Origin of the sequence: Bacillus sp. 41-22 (genome assembly GCF_025809295.1) — a bacterium.
GTDB classification, from domain to species: domain Bacteria; phylum Bacillota; class Bacilli; order Bacillales; family Bacillaceae_G; genus Bacillus_A; species Bacillus_A mycoides.
Genome location: NZ_CP084035.1, coordinates 2,432,401 through 2,453,351 on the forward strand (window position 1 = coordinate 2,432,401; position 20,951 = coordinate 2,453,351).

Here is a 20,951-nt window from a genome sequence, read left to right on the forward strand (position 1 = left end):
TTGGGAAGGAGATTGATTATTAATGGGAGAGGATGTTCGCGTTTATAAAACGAAGAAAAATATTTCTAATACACTTATTACCCTCTTGAACGAAAAAGAGTTTGGGCGAATTACAACTAAAGATATTTGCATACATGCTATGGTGAGTAAGTCCACATTTTACAGCCATTTTGCAGATAAATATGATCTTTTGGAAAAATTAGTGCAAAATTATGTCTGCTGGTTCAAGGAAGAAATTGAATTTCGTTTCGCATTAATAGAGAATGGAAATGTGGCTCAAGCTATTAATATGATAACCGATAAGATCTCAGCGCGAAAAAAAGAGGTTGCAACTTTACTCCATGTACGTGTTCCCTCAGCGGATTTACGTTTAGAATTAGAATCCATTTTATATAATGCCTGCTATTCCTATTTGAAAGAGCAGCAGGTTGAAGTAAGTGTGCCGATTGACTTTGTAGCTCAGTTGTATACAGCAAACGCAATGTTGTCAATCAATTGGTCGCTGAGCAACGATAAAAATCCAGATGTGGTTGAACTAATCGATAATATGCAGGGATATGTTTTTGATCTGATTTTGTCAGGTGGCGAGAGAATGTAATAAATCATGAAACCTGCTTAATAATGTAGTTATCGTGTGGGGGTGTGGTTGTAAAAAATTAAGTAATCGATATTTGGATTTTTTGTGAATCTTTATTGGTTTTTTATAAACTCTTTACTACATAATGTTACAAAATAGAATTAATTTGCTTAATTTATCCCCATATCAGGTTAATAAATAAACTAAATGTGTTTATGTTATTGAACTATTAATATATTAGTAGGTGATTTGTTCGTTTATCCCTATATTGCTATTATATTAGCATAAACAATATATTGGGGGGACAAGTATGAATTTGAAATTAACATCTAAGTTAGAAAGATTAAGAAAAAGTAAAAAAGGAATTGGTGCTTGTGTTTTAGCTGCAGGGGTGACGGCAATTACAATGATTCCTCAAAGTGCATATGCACATGGGTTTGTTGAAAAGCCGAGTAGTCGTGCTGCTTTATGTAGTCAGAATTATGGAGCATTAAATTTAAATTGTGGAAATGTAATGTACGAACCTCAAAGTCTAGAAGCACCTAAAGGATTCCCAGATGGTGGACCGATTGATGGGAAAATCGCTTCGGCAGGAGGACTGTTTGGAGGGATTCTTGACCAACAAACATCAAATCGCTGGTTCAAAAACACAATAAAGGGGGGAGCAAATACATTTACATGGAAATACACAGCGGCACATTCTACAAGTAAATGGCATTATTACATTACCAAAAAGGGATGGGATCCTAATAAACCATTAACACGTGCTGAATTAGAACCAATTGGAACTGTGAAACATGACGGTTCGGCAGCATCAAATAATTTAACACATACAATTAATGTACCAACTGATCGCAATGGTTATCATGTTATTTTAGCTGTATGGGATGTAGCAGATACGTCAAATGCGTTTTATAATGTAATTGATGTAAATCTAGTAAATAATGAAGCTCCCGATACAGTAGCTCCAAGTCAACCAACTGGATTAAATGCGTCTAAAGTTTCTGCCAATAGTGTTGAACTAACATGGAAGGCCTCTACTGATAATATAGGTGTAAAAGAATATCAAGTGTTACGCAATGGAGAAGTAATTGATACGGTACCAGGTACAACTTTTATTGATAAAAAACTAAAAGCAAATACGGAATATACCTATACAATAAAGGCATTAGACTCTGCTGGAAATATATCAAAAGAAAGTGAAAAACTAAAGGTTAAGACAACAAATGCAATCCCAGATATAGAGGCTCCGACTCAACCTAAAGGATTACATAGTATGGGTACAACAGCGACAACTGTTGATTTGATGTGGAGTCCGTCTGAAGATAATGTAGATGTTGACCATTATGTTGTATATAGAGAAAACGCAGGGGTTATGAATAAAATTGGGACAACGGATAATACATCCTTTGTGGATAAAAATTTAAAGGCAAATACATCGTACAAATATGTAGTGACAGCGGTTGATTTAGCTAGAAATGAGTCTAGTAGAAGTGATGTTTTAACTGTAGCAACAAAACTAGATGGCTCTACTTATGAAAAATGGGATGCAAGAAAAGCATACAATAAAGGTGATAAAGTAGTACATGAGGGAAAAGTGTATGAAGCGGTTCAAAGTTATCAAGGGAACGGCGATCCAAATTGGATTTTTGCACTATCGATTTGGAAGCCAGTTTTAAATAAATGATAAGTGGAAAAGGGTAGTTATCACTTATTCTATGTGCAATACCGGAACAGGGGTGCAATTTTTACTCTTCATCCCAATATATACGAAATGAAATTATTAAAGAACCCCAATGGTATTCCATCAAAAAGGAATTCCATTGGGGTTCTTTATTTTTTAATTTGTAATAGCGTATATTTTCACTGTAAATTTGTTAGTGGCACCAAGTGGGCTTGCAATATAATATTTAGTATTCGTATAAGCTTCAGTCCTAGATCCATGTGAAATATTTTTCCAACGAATAGAATCTGTACCTAGGGAAACATCAATCATTACATTGAAAGAAATAGTAGAAAGATGATCTTTTTCTGAAGGCTCAATAATCCATTTTAATTCCTTAGTACCTACAGGTAAACTATCAATTTTAAAGTTTTGACTGGATCGATTTTTTTGACCGGATAAAGGACTAGATTCGGAAGAAATTTGCGAAATTAATATTTCTTTTTCATTCGAATGTATACCATTTAATTTAATGATACTATCAATTAAACCTGGTCCAGGAAAATCAGCTGCAATGATACCAGTATGTTTCATTCCACCTTGTTGTAAGAACTCAGTTCCAAGTGTATTCATTCCACCATAAAATACTTGACCATTTATATCACGAGGGAAATCTTCCCACGCATTAGTTGTAGCTTTTTGAATCATCTTGGGGTTACTATCAGTATTTCTGCTCTCTTTACCACTTGCAACAAACCAAGGATAAACATTATTTAATAATGCAGCAGCACCACCTGTGCCACTAAAATGGTTAAGATAGATTTTATCATTATTAAAATTATTATTTGCATTTTGAAGGTGGGTTTTCACCGCATTCCATTTTTCATACATTCCGTCGGGTCCGTTTTCAATTTCAAATGTATCTTGTATATTTAAGCTATCGTAATTAATACCATATTGCTGAGAGGCTGTAAAGTTTTGTAAGATTACAATTTTCCCTCGGATGTCTCCTAGAGTAGGATTATTTCTTTTTGAAGTTGGTACAGAACTCGGATCCCAAAAATAGGAAGAATTAAGGTCTTTGTATTTATTAAGTATTTCCTCGAATGATAGTGAGCCACTTTCAGGAGTAGTTTCTTCTTTTAAGCGCATTAAAATTGTTTCTGTAGGATGATCTTTTAAAAATTGAATTGCCTCTTTTAATACATCTTCAAACATTGCTTTTTGATTTACAATCCCATGGTACATTGCAAAAGAATCTTTTACACGTTTAACACGCATATCTACATATCGAATTCCGGAATTTAATTGTTGTGGTAGACTCATAGTTTGATTTCTTGTCAAATTTTCATCAAGAAAACTTGCTCCATGTAAAGCCATTGTACCGTGAGTCCCTGGAATAGATATTTCACTCAATTTTGTTGAATCTGCTACTTTCGACATCCATGCTGGGTTTTGATAGCCTATATTGGATTCATAGGAATAACCTGGATGACTATCAGCAAAAATAGTAGATGGTGTACTTAAACTTGCTAGTGTGAAACAAGTAAGGATACTAATTTTAAAAAAATTCCTCATTTTTATTTTGTTCATTTTATCTCTCCTGACTTTTAAACAATAGATATAATAAAACAAGATGATTTTTTACTACATCTATTGTTTTCATTCTTAAAGTAATGAATTTTTGTGTTTGAAAAAATCAAAATAGGGTAGGAAGTTATTTGAGATTTTAATAGTTTGTTGTAATAAATTGTATCTAATAGTCAAACGGATTCTTAAAGAATTGAAGCATAGATAGGTAAAAAACAAACTTTCCGCTGTACTGTATACAAACAAAACAGAAGTCTTAAAAAAGACTTCTATTTTGTGACATATAATGAATGATAAGGTGGTTAACAAATCAAGATAATGTGACTGAGTGGTAAAAATCTATTTATAGCTGTTTCAGAATTTCTTATAACAAGGCTACTTAGGAAAAGTGGATCTCTACAATGCTAATAAAAATTTAAAAATTCTATTCATTAAAACTTAAACTAACTACAGTTGCGATAGATTGGGCTGCATGTTCCCAGCTTCCATCTATAACTTTCCCAATTTGTTGACCAAGTGCATTTAAATCATTTGGATTTACTGGAATCCCATTATACGCAGCAAGAATTGATAAAAGTGGAGCAGTAAATGGTGTCCAACCACCTCTATCAATATTAAATACAGGCTTATCTATTACCTTTCCATCTTGCACTGTAAACTCATAATAAAATTGATCATCTGGACGAAAACTTAAATGATGAGAAATTTGTCCCTTAACATATGTTTTACCGCCACCTAAATTTACTACTTCAATTGGTTTTACATTAAATTCATGCTCAAATACTTTAATTTTTTTAACTTCTGGACCATTTAAGGCAGCTTTAACTGCTGTTTCCAAATTATTTTGTGCAAATGGTTGAATACTCATCTGTGTCTCTTCTTGTTGGATAGGAGCCTCTTTTTCAGCAGCAAACACCGATGTACTTGGTAGTGCACCTGTAGCCAATGTAGCTGCAAGTGCTGTCGTCATCATGATTTTTCTTTTCATCTTCATAGTTTTCTTCCTCCCTTAAAGTTATGATATATAATTTTTTAAAGACTGACATGGGGCAATATTTTATTTCATAATGCACGCAAAAAAATAGTTTAAGAATTATGTGAAATTATGTCAGAAAATTAAAGTTAATTATATATGCACTTACAATGATAGCTATCTACACATGTTTTTTCAATTTTCTAATAAATAATACAGTAATACCTTTTCATAAGGCAATTTAGTGTTTCAATTCTCTCTTTGTAAGTTTTAAACAAATTAAAATCGTAGTGGTAATAATATATTTGTAATCAAATGTCGTATATACTTCGAGAAAAGTACACAATATTTTTATAAAAAACTATAGGAATTATCATGATATAGTTATCAAACTAAGTAAGATAAATGTTAATATTATGAAGAGATTCCAGTGATCTGCTATAAAATTACTGAGAAATGAGCATGACATCATACACGCATGCGATTGAAAAATTTTATAAGTGGCGTATAAAACTATAACAAATACTACAAATCAATTAAAAAATTTCAGTTATTCTGAATGCGAAGGGCACGTAATATTTATTGTGAACTGTAGTACTGATTAAGATTTTAGGAGGAAGTATGAACAAGAAGATTAAAAGAATCATATTAATTATTGGTATATTAGTAGGCATTAGTATCTTTTTATATTTACAAAACAATTTAATAAGTATAACTGAGGTTAAAATAACCTCTAGTAAAATTCCCTCTTCTTTTAAAGGATATAAAATACTACAAATTTCAGATTTACATAATAAAAAATTTGGTGATAATCAAGACGTTTTAATTCAAAAAGTAAAAAGCATAAATCCAGATATTATTGCTATTACGGGTGATTTAATAGACAGTAAATCGTACGATGCAGAAATGAGTATGCAAGTAATACGAGAACTTGTGAAGGAATATCCGGTATATTTTGTGACAGGAAATCATGAAAAATGGTCAGGGAAATATAACAGTTTAGAAAAAAAATTAAAGAAACAGCATGTCACTGTTTTAAGAAATGAACATGTAATAATACAAAAGGGAGGACACGAAATAAACTTGTTAGGAATTGATGATCCGGAATTTAATACTGGAGATATTGATGAAGGAAGTATTGTAAAAGATGCAATTGTAAAAGCAAAAATTGAAACGCTGCCAGATAGGTATAATGTATTATTATCCCATAGGCCTGAATTTTTAGAAGCATATGCTGATGAGCAAGTAGATTTAGTGTTATCGGGTCATGCACATGGGGGGCAAGTTCGGTTACCTTTTATCGGGGGATTAGTTGCTCCTAATCAAGGAATACTGCCCAAATATACAGCGGGTTTATATGAACAACAAAATACGTCTATGATAGTTAGTAGAGGATTAGGCAATAGTATCATTCCGCAAAGAGTTTTTAATAGACCTGAGATTGTAGTCGTGCAGTTAAATTAATCTGTACGGCTTTTTTGTTCAGGAGAATAATTTAAAGGTAGTTTTTCTTGAGTACAAGTTTCCATTACAATTTTGTTAAAATTTTTCAACGTTACATAAAGTAACAAAATTTGACCTATTGAGTTTGTTATAGTGTAAATAATCAAAAAACTTAAAAATTAGTCGAGTTAAAATAGTTATTATTAAGCAATATTAAAAATATAAAGGGGTGTACAAATGCATAAAGAATTTGAAATTGAAGAATATACGGCGATTGAGGAGCAAATTCATTATTATAGTACGTCTTTATTAGTAAGTCATCCTGAGCAAATTGTAAAGTATTTAGAAAAACGGTTGGAAAAGTATGCAGAAACGTTACAATATGCACATTTATATCCGGAAACGGTTATATTACCAATACAGCAAATAGTTATCGAATATTCATTAGATGTTGCTAGAATTAGAAGGTATTTAAATTTAAAAACATAACAAAAATCAAATAATTTACAATGAAACAGAGTCGACTTTAAGAAAAGATATTCTAATGTCGACTCTGTTTCATTGATTTAGTAAATAACAGAAAAAATATATGTTTGAAAAGTTTGACATATAATAATTCGAGAGTAAAATAAAAGTGAGTACTCACTCATTTTAAAGAAAAGGGGGATTTTTAGTGCAGCAACCTTCAATTATTTTACGAGATGTATCAAAAAAATTTGGGAAAAAAGAAGTTTTGCATAACCTTTCGCTGCAAGTAGAAAAAGCAGAAATTTTTGGCTTGGTTGGACCTTCCGGATCAGGGAAAACAACACTCATTAAAATGATTGCAGGTATTAATGAGTCAACTACAGGGGATGTAATTGTTTTTAATACAAACATGCCTAATCTAAATGAAATGAAAAGAATTGGTTATATGGCTCAGGCTGATGCATTATACGAAGAACTATCGGCATATGAAAATGCAGATTTTATTGCAACGATGTATGGGTTAAAAGGTAAGCGTAAGAAAGAGAGAATCGTAGAAATTTTTGAATTTTTGCAATTATCAGAGCATACGAAAAAGCAAGTACAGCATTTTTCAGGTGGAATGAAAAAACGTTTATCATTGGCGATAGCACTCCTTCATGAACCAGAAATATTAATTTTAGATGAGCCAACAGTTGGGATAGATCCTCTACTTCGAAAATCGATTTGGGAGAAGTTTTATGACCTTAAAAAGAAAGGAACAACTATTATTGTAACAACGCACATTATGGATGAAGCTGAGTTTTGCGAACGTCTAGGGCTAATTAGAGAAGGGAATTTAGTTGCGATTGGCACACCGGAGGAATTGAAAAAACAAACATCTTCTGGACGAATTGAAGATGTCTTTATGTTAGAAGGAGTGATTGAATCATGAGAGTTAATGGTGTAGTCATCCGTATCATTCGTCAATTTTTTCGAGATAAGCGTTCTTTAGCAATGATGTTTGGGGCACCAATGTTATTACTTTGGTTATTATCGCTAATATTTACACAAAAAGACTATATACCGCATATTGCTGTAGTCGATGTACCTGCTCCTATAGTAAAAGCAATGAAAAATCAAGAAGCATCAATTTATGAATATAGTAAAGACAAAGCAATTTCGGAATTAGAAAAGCAAAAGGTTGATGCAGTAATTCATTTAGAAAATGGAAAAATGAATCTTCTATTAGAAGGCAGTGATTCATCAAAAAACCGTGCAGTACTTCAAGTATTGCAAAAGAGTACAGAGAAGAATAATGTATCAATGATGAAGCCTGAAGTGGATTATTTACATGGCTCTAAAGACATTACGATGTTCGATGGGCTTGGTCCCGTATTAATTGGTTTCTTTACATTTTTCTTTGTATTTATATTGTCCGGAGTATCTTTTGTAAGAGAACGTTTAAGTGGTACATTAGAGAGGTTATTGTCCACACCAGTGAGAAGATGGGAAATAGTTTTAGGATATATTATTGGTTTTGGAATCTTTGCACTTATACAATCTATTATAATTGTAAGTTTTTCAGTTTATATTTTAGATTTATATGTAGCTGGCTCAATATGGCTAACGCTACTTATAACATGTATGCTTTCTTTAACTGCACTAACATTAGGCACATTTTTATCGGCATACGCAAATAATGAATTTCAAATGATTCAATTTATACCGCTTGTTATCGTGCCACAAGTCTTCTTTTCTGGGTTGTTTCCAATGGAATCCATGAATACATGGTTACAAATGTTAGGTAAATTATTTCCACTCACATATGGTGCTGACGCTATGAGACAAGTAATGATTCGGAATCAAGGGTTTACAGAGATTGCATTAGATCTTACTGTATTACTACTTTTTTCACTATTATTTGCAGTAGGAAATGTATTTGCATTAAAGAAACATCGCAAAATATAATGATGATAAAAAGGAGCACAATAAATGAAGAAGGATTGGCTGGAAGAATTAGTTGCCGCAACGAATGCTGATAAACGTAATGAACGTCAAATGCGTATATTAGAGGCAGCTGTTGATATGTTTGGAGAAAAAGGGTACGCCTCAACTTCAACGAGTGAAATTGCAAAGCGAGCTGGTGTAGCGGAAGGAACAATCTTCCGCTACTATAAAACGAAAAAAGATTTATTGTTTGCAGTCGTGATGCCGACCTTAACAAAGTTTGCTGCACCATTTTTCGTACAAGCCTTTGCAAAAGAAATATTTAAAACAGAGTATGAATCGTATGAAGTGCTTTTAAGAGTAATAATTCAAAATAGATTTGAATTTGCTAAAAAGCACTTTCCAATGATAAAAATATTAATTCAAGAAGTACCATTTCAGCCGGAACTAAAAAGTGAAATACAACAATTAATAGAAACAGAACTGCTTGTACATTTTAAAAAGCTGATTGCAAAGTTTCAAGAAGAAGGGGAAATTATTGAACTTCCACCATCTTCCGTATTACGTCTTACTTTATCAGCTGTATTAGGGTTGCTCTTAACGAGGTTTTTATTATTGCCGGAAGAGAAATGGGACGATGAAGTGGAAATTGAAAATACGATTCAATTTATATTGTATGGACTAACGCCACGGAGGTAATGTGATGCGACAATTTGCTAAACCGATTATTGTTGTAAGTAAATGTTTAGAATTTGATGCCTGTCGTTATAATGGAGAGATGGTTCCAGATTTAACAATTCGAAACTTGCAGCCATTTGTTACATTTATACCTGTATGTCCTGAAGTAGAAATTGGTTTAGGGACTCCTCGTGAAACGATACGTATTGTAGAAAAAAATGGTGCGAATAGGCTTGTACAACCGTCAATACGAGAAGATGTAACTGAAAAAATGAATGAATTTTCAAATGCATTTTTACAAACATTACCTGAAGTTGACGGTTTTATTTTGAAGAATCGTTCGCCAAGTTGCGGAACTCGTGATGTGAAAATCTATTCTGGTTTTGAAAAAGGGCCAGTAAAAGGAAAAGGAACTGGATTATTTGGTGGAGCAGTAATAAAAAAATTTTCGCATCTTCCAATTGAAGAAGAAGGTAGATTGTCGAATTTTATTATTAGAGAGCATTTCTTTACAAGATTGTTTACAATCGCGCATTACAAAATGATTAAACATACTAAAAACATAAAAGAACTCGTAGCGTTTCAATCAGATTATAAGTATTTATTTATGGCATATAATCAGGTGAAACAAAAAGAATTAGGGCGTATTATTGCAAATCAAAAAAATGAAACAATTGAAGTCGTATTTGATAACTATGAGAAGACTTTATATGAATTATTTATTCGCGCGCCTCGCTATACATCGAATGTAAATGTATGTGAGCACATTTTCGGATATTTTAAAACAAAGCTAAAAAAACAAGAAAAAGATCATTTTTTAGAGCTGTTACAGAAGTATTCTGAAAAGAAAATCCCACTTAGTAGTTTACTTGTCATTTTAAAAACATGGGCCATTCGATTTGATGAAAAGTATTTATTAAGACAAACATATTTCGAACCATACCCTGAAGGGTTAGTAGAAATTTCTGATTCGGGAAAAGGTAGAGATTATTAAACAATAAATTACATAATTCGACACAAAACCTCCTATGTTGTTGTAGAACAATGTAGGAATTTTTTTGTGCATTGGTACAGAATCTGTTTTAAAATTAAGTTATGACAGAATTATAGCAATTGTCTAACTAATATTCGTGTCTTTTAAGAAGTAATGTTTGTAGTAGAAACTCGCACGCTGTCGAAACTCAATATTCGATAAGGGGTGTGTAGCGGAATGGAATTTACTCTAACTCGCGAAAAACAAATGATTAAAGAAATGGTACGTGATTTTGCTGAAAAGGAAATCGCACCGAAAGCTGTATATTATGACAAAACTGCGGAATTTCCATATGAAACATTTCAAAAAATGGGCGAACTAGGATTATTAGGTATCCCATTCCCGGAAGAGTATGGAGGTTCAGGTGGCGATACGTTATCGTACGCGTTAGCTGTTGAAGAGATTGGTCGTGCTTGTGGTGGAACAGGTTTAAGCTATGCTGCAACAATTTCATTAGGTGCTTCTCCAATTTATTATTTCGGTACAGAAGAACAAAAACAGAAATTTTTAGTTCCAATGGCGTCAGGTAAAACGTTAGGTGCTTTCGGATTAACGGAGCCAAATGCTGGATCTGATGCAGGGGGCACACAAACGAAAGCAATTTTAGATGGCGATGAATATGTTATTAGTGGTGAAAAGTGCTGGATTACAAACGCAGAGTATGCAAATACAATTATTGTAACCGCTATCAACGGTTTTGAAGACAATGGTAAAAAACGTATTTCTGCATTTATCGTACCGACTACTAGTGAAGGATTAACGATTTCAAGCCCTTACGATAAGATGGGTGTTCGTGCTTCTAATACTTGTGAAATCGTACTTGATGGTGTACGTGTACCGAAAGAAAATATTCTTGGTGATGTAAATAAAGGATTTAAACAATTCTTATATACACTTGATGGAGGACGTATTTCAATTGCAGCATTAGCAGTAGGTATTGCACAATCTGCATTTGAACGTGCATTGCAATATGCGAAAGAACGTCAACAATTTGGAAAACCGATTTCTAATTTCCAAGCGATTCAATTTAAATTGGCTGATATGGCGACTGAAGTAGAATTAGCGCGTAATTTAGTACATAAAGCAGCTTGGTTAAAAGATAACGATAAACCTTTCGGTAAAGAAGCGGCTATGGCAAAGTTGTTTGCATCTGAAGCTGCAAGTCGTATAGCAAATCATGCAGTACAAATTCATGGTGGATATGGCTATATGCGTGAATATGAAGTTGAACGATATATTCGTGATGCAAAACTTTTAGAAATTGGTGAAGGAACTTCTGAAATTCAACGTCTCGTAATTGCAAGACATTTAGGATGTAGATAAAAAGGAGGAGTCACTATGTTTCAAAAAATATTAATTGCTAATCGCGGGGAAATCGCAGTTCGCATTATGAAAACTTGTCAAAAACTTGGCATTCGTACCGTTGCTATTTATTCTGAGGCTGATGAAAATGCCCTTCATGTAAAATTGGCAAATGAAGCTTACTTAGTAGGCGGTCCACGTGTCCAAGAAAGCTATTTAAACCTTGAAAAAATTATGGAAATAGCTAAGAAGACAAATGCTGAAGCAATCCATCCGGGGTACGGATTATTATCAGAGAATCCATCTTTTCCGATTCGCTGTAAAGAAGAAGGCATCGTATTTATCGGTCCTTCAGAAGAAATCATTACTAAGATGGGAAGTAAAATTGAGTCACGTATAGCGATGCAAGCAGCAGATGTACCAGTAGTTCCAGGCATTACTACAAATATAGAAACTGCTGAAGAAGCAATTGAAATTGCAAAACAAATTGGTTATCCATTAATGCTTAAGGCATCCGCGGGCGGCGGAGGCATTGGAATGCAGTTGATGGAAACTGAGCAAACGCTCACCAAAGCATTTGAAAGTAATAAAACAAGAGCGCAAAATTTCTTTGGTAACGGAGAAATGTACTTAGAACGCTATATAGCAGATGCACATCATATTGAAATTCAGCTTTTAGCAGATACACATGGTAATACAGTGTATTTATGGGAACGCGAATGTTCAGTGCAGCGCCGAAATCAAAAAGTAATTGAAGAAGCACCTTCACCATTTTTAGATGAGGGTACACGAAAGGCTATGGGAGAAGTTGCTGTACAAGCTGCTAAAGCACTTGGTTATACAAATGCAGGTACAGTTGAGTTTCTTGTAGATGATCAAAAGAACTTTTATTTCTTAGAAATGAATACGAGATTACAAGTAGAACATCCAGTTACAGAAGAAATTACTGGGTTAGACTTAGTTGAACAACAATTACTTATCGCATATGGTGAGAAGCTATCATTTACACAGGATGATGTAAAACGTAGTGGTCATGCCATTGAGGCTCGTATTTATGCAGAAGATCCGAAAACATTCTTCCCATCACCTGGGAAAATTACAGATTTAACGTTACCGACAAATATACGTATTGATCACTTTTTGGAGAATCAAGTAACGATTACACCTTTCTATGATCCAATGATTGCGAAAGTAATCGCACATGGTGAAACTCGTGAAGAAGCGATTTCAAAATTAAAAATTGCTCTAGAAGAGTTAAAAGTAGAAGGTATTAAAACAAACACACCAATGTTACTGCAAGTACTCGGAGACGATGTGTTCAAAAGTGGTATTTATACAACGGGTTTTGTAACGAAACAACTTGTTAAAAAGTAAGATTTATGAATATTAAGGGGGAAAAAATGATGACGAAAGTATATGCATCGATGGCAGGAAATGTTTGGAAGATTGTTGTAGGAGTAGGAGATACAGTAGAGGAAGAGCAGGATGTCGTCATTTTGGAATCTATGAAAATGGAAATTCCAATCGTTTCAGAAGAAGCCGGAACTGTTATGAAAATTAACGTACAAGAAGGCGATTTTGTAAATGAAGGAGATGTATTACTAGAAATTGAATAGGGAGATATAGGGGGAAGCGAATTGAAACTACCTAATTTTGCTGTCATTAAAGAAGTCGGGCCACGTGATGGCTTACAGAATGAAAAAAAGATTGTTGGCACAAAAGATAAAGTAAAATGGATTCAACTACTTACAGAAGCGGGATTGTCGTACGTTGAAGTTTCCTCATTCGTTCACCCTAAATGGGTTCCTGCATTAGCAGATGCAAGTGATGTGTTTTCTGAGCTAAAAAGGGATCCAAATGTTACATATGCAGCGCTTGTTCCAAATCAAAATGGTTTGGAACGAGCTTTTTTGCAAAATGTAGATGAGGTGAATGTTTTTTTATCAGCAAGTGAATCTCACAATAAAAGTAATATTAATAAATCTATTAAAGAAGCATTAGCTGTAATTGAAGATATAACAAAACAGGCAACGTTCGAAGGTAAAAAGGTAAGAGGCTATGTTTCTACTGTATTTGGATGTCCTTATGAAGGGGATATAAGTGCCACAGCAGTTGACGAAATATGTAATCAACTATTTTCATACGGCATTTATGAAGTTTCTCTCGGTGACACGATTGGTGTAGCGAATCCATTACAAGTAGAACAAGTATTAGAACATCTATTAAAGAAGTATGATGCTTCGCAGTTTGCAATGCATTTTCATAATACGTATGGAATGGCTCTGGCGAATGTAGTTAAGTCTTTAGAATATGGTATTACAACGTTTGATAGTTCTTGTGGTGGACTCGGAGGATGTCCTTATGCACCAGGAGCATCGGGTAATGTTGCTACTGATGACTTAGTGCATATGCTCCATAAGCTGGGAGTCCAAACTAATATTGATGAAGAAAAGTTATTGAGAGCTAGTCAGTTTATTCAAAGTAAGTTAAATATCCAATTACCGAGTCATGTGTATAGAGCGCTTCAACATAAAACGATAAGTAGGTGAGAAGATGCTGCAATTACAAAACATTTCAGTTGACTATGTTACACCGCACGTTGTAAAGATTTCGTTAAATCGTGAAAGACAAGCAAACTCATTATCTTTGGCATTATTAGAAGAATTACAAACTATATTAACTCAAATAAACGAAGAATCAAATACGCGCGTTGTTATTTTAACAGGGGATGGCGAAAAAGCATTTTGCGCTGGTGCTGATCTAAAAGAGCGTGCCAACATGAGTGAAGAACAAGTTCGCCATGCTGTGGGTATGATTCGTTCTACTATGGAGATGGTGGAACAATTACCACAACCAGTTATTGCTGCTATTAATGGAATCGCACTTGGCGGAGGTACTGAATTAAGCTTAGCTTGTGATTTTAGAATTGCTTCGGACACTGCAAGTCTAGGTCTTACTGAAACTTCTCTTGCAATTATACCTGGAGCAGGTGGTACTCAGCGTTTACCGAGATTAATTGGAGTCGGTAGAGCGAAAGAATTAATTTATACAGGAAGACGTATTTCGGCGCAAGAAGCGAAAGAATATGGTTTAGTAGAATTCGTAGTACCAGCTGATTTACTAGAAGAGAAAGCAATTGAAATTGCAGATCGAATTGCTAAAAATGGTCCAATTGCTGTTCGATTAGCAAAAGAAGCAATTTCAAATGGAATTCAAGTAGATTTACATACCGGCTTACAAATGGAAAAACAGGCGTATGAGGGCGTAATCCATACGAAAGATAGATTAGAAGGATTACAGGCATTCAAGGAAAAACGCAAACCAATGTATAAGGGGGAGTAAATATGTTAGATCAAAAACAACAATCTAATTCATTTGAAGAACGAGTTGAAACAATTAAGCAAGGCGGGGCACCGAAATATCATGAACAAAACAAAGCAAAAGGGAAACTTTTTGTTCGAGATCGTTTAGCTCTTTTATTCGATAATGGTGAATATGTGGAAGATGCATTATTTGCAAATTGTGAACAAACTGGATTACCAGCTGATGGTGTTGTAACTGCGACTGGTAAAATACATGGTCGTACTGCGTGCGTAATGGCAAATGATTCGACTGTAAAAGCTGGATCATGGGGAGCACGTACAGTTGAAAAAATTCTACGAATTCAAGAAACAGCAGAAAAATTACGTGTACCGTTATTTTATTTAGTTGATTCTGCTGGAGCGCGTATTACAGATCAAGTTGAAATGTTCCCTGGACGCCGCGGTGCGGGAAGAATTTTTTATAACCAAGTGAAATTATCTGGAAAAGTGCCACAAATTTGTTTATTATTTGGACCTTCAGCAGCTGGTGGTGCGTATATTCCAGCATTTTGTGACGTTGTTATGATGGTTGAAGGAAATGCTTCTATGTATTTAGGGTCTCCGCGTATGGCTGAAATGGTTATCGGTGAGAAGGTAACTTTAGAAGAAATGGGCGGAGCACGTATGCATTGCTCAGTATCAGGATGCGGAGATGTTTTATGTAAAACAGAAGAAGATGCAATTACGCAAGCAAGACAATATATTTCTTATTTTCCAAGTAACTATTTAGAAAAGACTCCTTTGATTACACCTCAAGAACCGAAACAGTTCGATAAAACGTTAGAAGAAATCATTCCAGAAAATCAAAATGCTCCTTTCAATATGAAAGATCTCATTAACAGAATTATTGATGAAGGTTCTTTCTTTGAAGTGAAAAAATTATTTGCTCAAGAACTAATTACAGGTTTAGCACGCATTGATGGTAAGCCAATTGGCATTATTGCAAATCAGCCGCGTATGAAGGGCGGCGTATTATTCCACGATTCAGCTGATAAAGCAGCGAAGTTTATAAATTTATGCGATGCATACCATATTCCATTATTATTCCTTGCAGATGTACCTGGATTTATGATTGGTACAAAAGTAGAACGTGCCGGAATTATTCGTCACGGTGCAAAAATGATCTCTGCAATGAGTGAAGCAACTGTACCGAAAATTTCTATCGTCGTTCGAAAAGCATATGGAGCTGGCTTATATGCAATGGCAGGTCCAGCGTTTGAACCAGATTGCTGCTTAGCATTACCAACAGCTTCTATTGCAGTAATGGGTCCAGAAGCAGCGGTCAATGCTGTATATGCAAATAAGATAGCAGCTTTACCAGAAGAAGAGCGTGCAAGCTTTATTGCTGAAAAACGAGAAGAGTATAAGAAAGATATTGATATTTACCGTTTAGCATCTGAGATGGTGATTGATGGTATTGTTCATCCAAACAATTTACGTGAAGAGCTAAAAGGACGATTCGAAATGTATATGAGTAAATATCAAGTATTCACGGATCGTAAACATCCTGTATATCCAGTTTAAAAGCCCTATTTAGGGCTTTCTTGCTCAAAAAATCAAGGAGGGGAAAACATGAAACAAGCAGTTTGGTTTCCAACAGAAGAATATAAAGAAAAAACGCGTTTATTTGGTTGGATGAAATCATTAGGCTATGAAGATTACGAAGCTTTTTATAATAAGTCAATTGAAGAAACAGCTTGGTTTTGGGGAGAAGCTGAGAGAGCAGTTGGCTATCAGTGGATGAAACCATATACAGAAGTGTTAGATTTAGAAAATGGTACACCGTTTGCACAGTGGTATACTGAGGGAACTTGTAACGTTGTAGAATCTGCTTTATCTCGCTGGCTTGCAGACGATAAAACGAAAACACAAGCAGCACTTATGTATGAAGGGGAAAACGGAACTTCGAAATCATTTACATATGAAGAGCTTGACAGCTGGGTAAGCCGTGTTGCCAACGGTTTGAAACATGCTGGTATTGAAAAAGGTGATCGTGTAACAATTTACATGCCAATGATTCCTGAAACAGTTGTTGCTATGTTAGCGGTAATGAAAATTGGAGCGATTATTTCACCAATATTCTCAGGTTTTGCTGCTGATGCAGTAATGACACGTGTACAAGCAGCTGGTTCAAAAATGGTTATTACCGCAGATGGCTTTTCACGCCGTGGGAAAATTGTTTCATTAAAAGATGAAGTAGATAAAGCTTGTGAACATTGTCCAACTGTTGAAAAGGTGGTAATTGTTCGTCATGCAGGAAATGATTTTACACCGCATAATTATGATTTTTCATGGAGTACGTTAGAAAAAGAAAAACCATTTATACATGCTGAAGAAATGAACAGTGATGATCCATTAATGCTTATATATACATCTGGAACGACTGGTAAGCCGAAGGGGACAGTACACACACATGCTGGTTTCCCGCTAAAATCTGCATTTGATGCAGGATTTGGAATGAATATAAAACAAGGCGACCGAGTATTATGGGTAACTGATATGGGCTGGATGATGGGACCATTTTTACTATTCGGCTCTTTAATTAATGGCGCAACAATGGTTATGTATGAAGGTGTCCCAGACTTTCCAGAAGCAGACCGCTTATGGGAGACAGTCGATAAATATGAAATTACTCATCTCGGTATTTCACCAACGTTAATCCGTGCATTAATGGCAAAAGGTGATGAATATGTAAATAAACACTCGTTAAAGAGTTTAGAAGTATTCGCATCAACAGGAGAACCTTGGAATCCAGACCCATGGATGTGGTTATTTAATACAGTTGGTAAAGGTAAGGTACCAATTTGTAACTATTCAGGTGGAACTGAAATTTCAGGTGGGATTTTCGGGAATGTCCTAATTAAGCCGATCGCACCGATTAGTTTTAACGCATCTTTACCAGGAATGGCAGCGGTTGTACTTGATGATCAAGGTAAACCAATTCGAGATGAAGTCGGAGAACTATGTTTAGAAAAACCTTGGGTAGGTATGACGAAAAGTTTCTGGGAAGATGATGAACGTTATGTAAACACATATTGGTCACGCTTTGAAAATAAATGGGTCCATGGGGACTGGGTTATTTATGACGGTGAGCAATACATCATCACAGGACGTTCAGACGATACGCTAAATATTGCAGGGAAACGTATTGGTCCTGCTGAATATGAATCTATTCTTGTGAAACATAATGATGTAATAGAAGCAGCGGCAGTTGGTGTACCGGATGATGTAAAAGGAGAAGTTTGTCATTGTTTTGTTGTATTACGAGATGGTGTAACATTCTCAGGAGAATTAAAGAAAGAATTAATGAGTTTAGTAAACTCTCATATTGGTAAAGCTTTATGTCCAAAAGACATCCACGTTGTAGAAGATTTACCAAAAACACGAAATTCTAAAGTAATGCGACGTGTCATAAAAGCTGCTTACTTAGGAAAAGAATTAGGAGATTTATCGTCACTTGTAAATCCTGAAGTGGTACCCTTTATTCAAGGACTACAGTCTAGCAAACTATAAAATTACGAATGAGCTCTATGTAAATAGAGCTCATTTTTAATGTTTACAAAAAGAAAAGAGAGGAAAAGTAAATTTGAAGTTAAAAAATCTACTATTAGTGTTAAGTATGTCTGTTTGTTTTTAGTTTTTATCAAAATAGGATACTGTGGCTGTCTATTCAATGGAGTGAATGAATTTTGTTAAGAATGAAAATTTAGTGAAGAAAAAAGTAATGAATAAAAGGAGAAATCCCTGGGGGACAGGGATTCAATAAGGGAGATATTATTGTCGTTCAATGTCGAAATTTGGCGTATCCGACAAATTAATATTATCACGAATTTTCAGGAGATTGTGATAGTGGATGTGTCAAAAATGTGTACGGGTTTCATATAAAAGTGTTATTTAAATAGGAAAAGGGAAAAGAATTAAGTTCACTCGTTCTTAAGATTTTTTCCCTTTTAAATTTACTGTTTGTTCGTTGTTCTATATACATCTGAAATTGGTAAATCTTCGCCATGTAAAGCTTGAGTACTGTCCTTTTTGTTTGAATTATGTGCCTCCTGAGAGGTTTCTTGCAGTTGTTCTTGGGCCTTACTAGGGGTATTCAGCGCATCTAATGACACAGGATCAAGTTGTTGACTTAATAAATCTTTTTTATCCATGTTATGTAGCTCCTTTTTGAACTTAGATATAAAAACAAAGTATTTTTAAATAGTTACGTGGGTATTATGTATCTTTGAATGGAATTATATACACAAACTATATTGAGAATTTAACTAATTATAAAAATTACTTGTGCTGACAAGCTTAAGAAATATAAAGATCATTAGTTCTTAATAAAAGCGTTATTTTAGTAGGCTGTTACGAAATTTCATTTGAAAGGAACATCCCAATGATAAAAAAGAGCACTGTAAATCAGTGCTCATCTTATTAGATATTGCTTAGTCCTTAAAAATAAAACCATTACGGACAATTCACAATGGTAATAGTGACGCTAGCCATTGTTCCAGGAGAATCAAGAAGTGAAGCAGTAACGGTTACTGTTCCAGGCCCATTAGCGGCTAGAAATACAGCGGTAAAGTTACCTGAAGCATTGGTAATGACCGCAAGAGGAACCATGAAAGCAAGAGAAGGGTTACTGAATGAAAAACTGACCACTACTCCTGGAGTAGGACTACCGTTTACTAATACTTGACCCGAAAAAAATAAAGTATTATTTCCTTGAGTGGATACACATGCTGTGGTTTCGTTAGAAGTCAAGGTAATAGAGGCAGGCCCAGCAGGAAGATTAAATCCAGTTGGTCCGGTAGAGCCAGTTGATCCAGTTGGTCCAGTTGGTCCAGTTGGTCCAGTTGGTCCGGTAGAACCAGTTGATCCGGTTGATCCGGTTGATCCGGTTGATCCGGTTGGTCCGGTAGAACCAGTTGATCCGGTTGGTCCAGTTGGTCCGGTAGAACCAGTTGATCCGGTTGAGCCAGTAGCTCCTGTAGAACCGGTGGGACCAGTAGGGAATTGAAAGGGTTGAACAGGTGGAAGTGTAGGTCCAATAGAACCCGGATTAAGTGCAGCAAAATATAAAAACTCGTCCATTATTTATCACCTCTAAAAATCGTATTACTAATAGTAAATGTAATGATAGAGCAATGTGAAATGGACAAGCGGTTGTATTTTAATAAATTAAACAAAATAGTTATTTGATAGAAAAAGAAATTAGTATGTTTATTTTAGAAATTAAATATAAAAAGGCGATTATCGTCAAATCGCCTTTTGGGGTAATGCAGTGTAATTTTATTCAGTTATTTGAAATATAGTTTCATTCGGTTTGGAAAATCCATACAGTTTCCTTGCGAATTTTAAAATTTCTTCTTCACTACCTGTTAAAGCCTTAACATCATTTTTAAGGGAATGACCATCCTTCTTTAAAGAAGATAATTTTTGTTGCTCCGTATTAACCGTGATTTGTTTTTCTTTAATCATTTCTTGCTGGTTATTAAGAGAATATTGAAGGACAAAAATTATAGGTAATATAAAAGCTAAAGTAGTTATAATACGGCGTCTTGCTTTTTTATTATTACTTTGTTTGGTGTTAGCGTTCACTTGCTGTGAGGGTATCTTAGGATTTGATTGTTGTGATGATATTTTTGGGATGTTTCCCATTAAAATGCCTCCATTACTGATTGTAGAATTTAAACTGTTTAAAAGTATTATAAATGTTCAATGGGAATTCTAGAAGATAGTTTAATATAGGTGAGTTTTGTAAAGTTTAAACAAAATCCTTATTTAAATAAAAGGAACCCCGATTGTCTGCGGGGCTCCTAAGGGTAATCGTCAAGTAATGACGTACTCGACTAGTTAACGATATCATGAATTTTTTGGTAAATATACTGGTAAATGCGTCCAAATTAATGAGAGCATTATTTGAAACAAAAACGCTATTTTAATAG

21 protein-coding genes and 1 pseudogene are annotated in these 20,951 nt (G+C 34.6%); 17 read left to right on the top strand and 5 right to left on the bottom strand.

Annotated elements, in window-relative coordinates; all coding sequences use genetic code 11:
* The first annotated feature begins 22 nt into the window (after positions 1–22).
* Both LCF45_RS12365 and LCF45_RS12370 read left to right on the top strand, forming a co-directional pair.
* A complete protein-coding gene (locus tag LCF45_RS12365) occupies positions 23–598 on the top strand; it encodes a TetR/AcrR family transcriptional regulator (RefSeq protein WP_078203950.1) in 576 nt (191 codons plus the stop codon).
* Positions 599–887: 289 nt separating this feature from the next.
* Positions 888–2,264 carry a lytic polysaccharide monooxygenase gene (locus tag LCF45_RS12370; protein ID WP_263894857.1) on the top strand — a complete coding sequence of 459 codons (1,377 nt, stop codon included), beginning with the start codon at positions 888–890 and terminating at the stop codon, positions 2,262–2,264.
* 153 nt (positions 2,265–2,417) lie between these two features.
* Here the strand turns inward: LCF45_RS12370 and LCF45_RS12375 are convergent, their stop codons facing one another.
* Both LCF45_RS12375 and LCF45_RS12380 read right to left on the bottom strand, forming a co-directional pair.
* Positions 2,418–3,833, bottom strand: coding sequence for a phosphatidylinositol-specific phospholipase C (locus tag LCF45_RS12375; RefSeq protein WP_263894858.1), 1,416 nt, complete (start codon positions 3,831–3,833; stop codon positions 2,418–2,420).
* 421 nt (positions 3,834–4,254) lie between these two features.
* Positions 4,255–4,824, bottom strand: coding sequence for a hypothetical protein (locus LCF45_RS12380; RefSeq protein WP_002127485.1), 570 nt, complete (start codon positions 4,822–4,824; stop codon positions 4,255–4,257).
* 600 nt (positions 4,825–5,424) lie between these two features.
* Here LCF45_RS12380 and LCF45_RS12385 point away from each other — a divergent pair.
* The 13 genes from LCF45_RS12385 (at position 5,425) to LCF45_RS12445 (ending at position 18,528) form a co-directional block, all read left to right on the top strand.
* Entirely contained in the window at positions 5,425–6,267 is an 843-nt protein-coding gene (locus LCF45_RS12385) for a metallophosphoesterase (protein WP_002032218.1), read from the top strand.
* Positions 6,268–6,483: 216 nt separating this feature from the next.
* The gene (locus LCF45_RS12390; RefSeq protein ID WP_002017002.1) at positions 6,484–6,735 is read left to right on the top strand and encodes a hypothetical protein; all 252 of its coding nucleotides are present in this window, start codon (positions 6,484–6,486) and stop codon (positions 6,733–6,735) included.
* A gap of 184 nt (positions 6,736–6,919) precedes the next feature.
* Complete coding sequence (locus LCF45_RS12395; protein ID WP_078203948.1) at positions 6,920–7,645, top strand: ABC transporter ATP-binding protein; 726 nt, start codon at positions 6,920–6,922, stop codon at positions 7,643–7,645.
* Positions 7,642–8,661, top strand: a complete 1,020-nt coding sequence (locus LCF45_RS12400) for an ABC transporter permease (protein ID WP_002127488.1) — start codon at positions 7,642–7,644, stop codon at positions 8,659–8,661. Before LCF45_RS12395 ends, LCF45_RS12400 begins: the two co-directional genes overlap by 4 nt.
* A 24-nt stretch (positions 8,662–8,685) precedes the next feature.
* Positions 8,686–9,339 (top strand): TetR/AcrR family transcriptional regulator, encoded by a 654-nt coding sequence (locus LCF45_RS12405; RefSeq protein WP_002032224.1) that lies wholly within the window; start codon positions 8,686–8,688, stop codon positions 9,337–9,339.
* Between the two features lie 4 nt (positions 9,340–9,343).
* Positions 9,344–10,312, top strand: a complete 969-nt coding sequence (locus tag LCF45_RS12410) for a YbgA family protein (RefSeq protein WP_002127490.1) — start codon at positions 9,344–9,346, stop codon at positions 10,310–10,312.
* Between the two features lie 216 nt (positions 10,313–10,528).
* Positions 10,529–11,674 carry an acyl-CoA dehydrogenase gene (locus tag LCF45_RS12415; RefSeq protein ID WP_002032227.1) on the top strand — a complete coding sequence of 382 codons (1,146 nt, stop codon included), beginning with the start codon at positions 10,529–10,531 and terminating at the stop codon, positions 11,672–11,674.
* A gap of 15 nt (positions 11,675–11,689) precedes the next feature.
* Positions 11,690–13,027, top strand: a complete 1,338-nt coding sequence (locus LCF45_RS12420; protein ID WP_002127492.1) for an acetyl-CoA carboxylase biotin carboxylase subunit — start codon at positions 11,690–11,692, stop codon at positions 13,025–13,027.
* A gap of 26 nt (positions 13,028–13,053) precedes the next feature.
* Positions 13,054–13,269, top strand: a complete 216-nt coding sequence (locus tag LCF45_RS12425) for an acetyl-CoA carboxylase biotin carboxyl carrier protein subunit (RefSeq protein WP_001985297.1) — start codon at positions 13,054–13,056, stop codon at positions 13,267–13,269.
* A gap of 21 nt (positions 13,270–13,290) precedes the next feature.
* Entirely contained in the window at positions 13,291–14,202 is a 912-nt protein-coding gene (mvaB, locus tag LCF45_RS12430; RefSeq protein WP_002017011.1) for a hydroxymethylglutaryl-CoA lyase, read from the top strand.
* Between the two features lie 4 nt (positions 14,203–14,206).
* On the top strand, positions 14,207–14,995 hold the full coding sequence (locus tag LCF45_RS12435) for an enoyl-CoA hydratase (RefSeq protein WP_002017012.1): 789 nt from the start codon (positions 14,207–14,209) through the stop codon (positions 14,993–14,995).
* Positions 14,996–14,997: 2 nt separating this feature from the next.
* Positions 14,998–16,539, top strand: coding sequence for an acyl-CoA carboxylase subunit beta (locus LCF45_RS12440; protein WP_002017014.1), 1,542 nt, complete (start codon positions 14,998–15,000; stop codon positions 16,537–16,539).
* Positions 16,540–16,587: 48 nt separating this feature from the next.
* On the top strand, positions 16,588–18,528 hold the full coding sequence (locus LCF45_RS12445) for an AMP-binding protein (protein WP_002127493.1): 1,941 nt from the start codon (positions 16,588–16,590) through the stop codon (positions 18,526–18,528).
* 443 nt (positions 18,529–18,971) lie between these two features.
* Here the strand turns inward: LCF45_RS12445 and LCF45_RS12450 are convergent, their stop codons facing one another.
* Positions 18,972–19,169, bottom strand: coding sequence for a hypothetical protein (locus tag LCF45_RS12450; RefSeq protein ID WP_002017016.1), 198 nt, complete (start codon positions 19,167–19,169; stop codon positions 18,972–18,974).
* Positions 19,170–19,486: 317 nt separating this feature from the next.
* On the opposite strand from LCF45_RS12450, the gene LCF45_RS12455 reads away from it, so the two are divergent.
* Together LCF45_RS12455 and LCF45_RS12460 are read left to right on the top strand one after the other, a co-directional pair.
* Complete coding sequence (locus LCF45_RS12455; RefSeq protein ID WP_002085442.1) at positions 19,487–19,702, top strand: hypothetical protein; 216 nt, start codon at positions 19,487–19,489, stop codon at positions 19,700–19,702.
* Positions 19,703–19,747: 45 nt separating this feature from the next.
* Positions 19,748–20,023, top strand: a complete 276-nt coding sequence (locus LCF45_RS12460) for a hypothetical protein (protein WP_263894859.1) — start codon at positions 19,748–19,750, stop codon at positions 20,021–20,023.
* Between the two features lie 17 nt (positions 20,024–20,040).
* On the opposite strand, the pseudogene LCF45_RS27155 reads toward LCF45_RS12460, so the two are convergent.
* Together LCF45_RS27155 and LCF45_RS12465 are read right to left on the bottom strand one after the other, a co-directional pair.
* A pseudogene (locus LCF45_RS27155) lies at positions 20,041–20,097 on the bottom strand (exosporium leader peptide-containing protein); the annotation flags it as partial.
* A 198-nt stretch (positions 20,098–20,295) separates the two neighbouring features.
* On the bottom strand, positions 20,296–20,664 hold the full coding sequence (locus LCF45_RS12465; protein ID WP_033729436.1) for an FtsB family cell division protein: 369 nt from the start codon (positions 20,662–20,664) through the stop codon (positions 20,296–20,298).
* Positions 20,665–20,951: the final 287 nt, after the last annotated feature.